The organism is Streptomyces sp. NPDC057474 (genome assembly GCF_042802555.1).
Classification (GTDB): Bacteria; Actinomycetota; Actinomycetes; order Streptomycetales; family Streptomycetaceae; genus Streptomyces.
In genome coordinates this window covers 2,780-5,273 of the sequence record NZ_JBHVDX010000387.1, presented here as the reverse complement: position 1 = coordinate 5,273, position 2,494 = coordinate 2,780, and the positions used below count along the sequence as shown (strand labels likewise).

Here is a 2,494-nt window from a genome sequence, read left to right as displayed (position 1 = left end):
AACACAGTGGACGCGAGCAACTGAGGACAAGCCCTCGGCCTATTAGTACCAGTCAACTCCACCCGTTACCAGGCTTCCATATCTGGCCTATCAACCCAGTCGTCTACTGGGAGCCTTACCCCATCAAGTGGGTGGGAATACTCATCTCGAAGCAGGCTTCCCGCTTAGATGCTTTCAGCGGTTATCCCTCCCGAACGTAGCCAACCAGCCATGCCCTTGGCAGGACAACTGGCACACCAGAGGTTCGTCCGTCCCGGTCCTCTCGTACTAGGGACAGCCCTTCTCAATATTCCTGCGCGCGCAGCGGATAGGGACCGAACTGTCTCACGACGTTCTAAACCCAGCTCGCGTACCGCTTTAATGGGCGAACAGCCCAACCCTTGGGACCGACTCCAGCCCCAGGATGCGACGAGCCGACATCGAGGTGCCAAACCATCCCGTCGATATGGACTCTTGGGGAAGATCAGCCTGTTATCCCCGGGGTACCTTTTATCCGTTGAGCGACGGCGCTTCCACAAGCCACCGCCGGATCACTAGTCCCGACTTTCGTCCCTGCTCGACCCGTCGGTCTCACAGTCAAGCTCCCTTGTGCACTTACACTCACCACCTGATTGCCAACCAGGCTGAGGGAACCTTTGGGCGCCTCCGTTACTCTTTAGGAGGCAACCGCCCCAGTTAAACTACCCATCAGACACTGTCCCTGATCCGGATCACGGACCCAGGTTAGACATCCAGCACGACCAGACTGGTATTTCAACGACGACTCCACCCACACTGGCGTGTGAACTTCAAAGTCTCCCAGCTATCCTACACAAGCCGAACCGAACACCAATATCAAACTGTAGTAAAGGTCCCGGGGTCTTTCCGTCCTGCTGCGCGAAACGAGCATCTTTACTCGTAGTGCAATTTCACCGGGCCTATGGTTGAGACAGTCGAGAAGTCGTTACGCCATTCGTGCAGGTCGGAACTTACCCGACAAGGAATTTCGCTACCTTAGGATGGTTATAGTTACCACCGCCGTTTACTGGCGCTTAAGTTCTCAGCTTCGCCACCCCGAAGAGTGACTAACCGGTCCCCTTAACGTTCCAGCACCGGGCAGGCGTCAGTCCGTATACATCGCCTTACGGCTTCGCACGGACCTGTGTTTTTAGTAAACAGTCGCTTCTCGCTGGTCTCTGCGGCCACCCCCAGCTCGAGGAGCAAGTCCTCTCACCAGTGATGGCCCCCCTTCTCCCGAAGTTACGGGGGCATTTTGCCGAGTTCCTTAACCATAGTTCACCCGAACGCCTCGGTATTCTCTACCTGACCACCTGAGTCGGTTTAGGGTACGGGCCGCCATGAAACTCGCTAGAGGCTTTTCTCGACAGCATAGGATCATCCACTTCACCACAATCGGCTCGGCATCAGGTCTCAGACTATTGCCAGGCGGATTTACCTACCCGACGTCCTACACCCTTACCCCGGGACAACCACCGCCCGGGATGGACTACCTTCCTGCGTCACCCCATCACTCACCTACTGCAAGTCTGGTCCGTCGGCTCCACCACTTTCCTTTCCCCGAAGGGTCCGGAACGGCTTCACGGACTTAGCATCGCCTGGTTCAATGTTTGACGCTTCACAGCGGGTACCGGAATATCAACCGGTTATCCATCGACTACGCCTGTCGGCCTCGCCTTAGGTCCCGACTTACCCTGGGCAGATCAGCTTGACCCAGGAACCCTTGGTCAATCGGCGCAAACGTTTCTCACGTTTGTATCGCTACTCATGCCTGCATTCTCACTCGTGAACCGTCCACAACTCGCTTCCGCGGCTGCTTCACCCGGCACACGACGCTCCCCTACCCATCCATACTCCCGTTGGGGATATGTGTATGAATGACACGACTTCGGCGGTACGCTTGAGCCCCGCTACATTGTCGGCGCGGAATCACTAGACCAGTGAGCTATTACGCACTCTTTCAAGGGTGGCTGCTTCTAAGCCAACCTCCTGGTTGTCTGTGCGACTCCACATCCTTTCCCACTTAGCGTACGCTTAGGGGCCTTAGTCGATGCTCTGGGCTGTTTCCCTCTCGACCATGGAGCTTATCCCCCACAGTCTCACTGCCGCGCTCTCACTTACCGGCATTCGGAGTTTGGCTAAGGTCAGTAACCCGGTAGGGCCCATCGCCTATCCAGTGCTCTACCTCCGGCAAGAAACACACGACGCTGCACCTAAATGCATTTCGGGGAGAACCAGCTATCACGGAGTTTGATTGGCCTTTCACCCCTAACCACAGGTCATCCCCCAGGTTTTCAACCCTGGTGGGTTCGGTCCTCCACGAAGTCTTACCTCCGCTTCAACCTGCCCATGGCTAGATCACTCCGCTTCGGGTCTTGAGCGTGCTACTGAAACGCCCTGTTCGGACTCGCTTTCGCTACGGCTACCCCACCCGGGTTAACCTCGCAACACACCGCAAACTCGCAGGCTCATTCTTCAAAAGGCACGCAGTCACGAC

1 rRNA gene (only partly in view) is annotated in these 2,494 nt (G+C 56.5%); it reads right to left on the bottom strand.

Annotated features, from left to right (window positions below):
* Positions 1-22: 22 nt before the first annotated feature.
* Positions 23-2,494 (bottom strand): 23S ribosomal RNA (locus ACFU53_RS46400) (it continues 729 nt past the right edge of the window).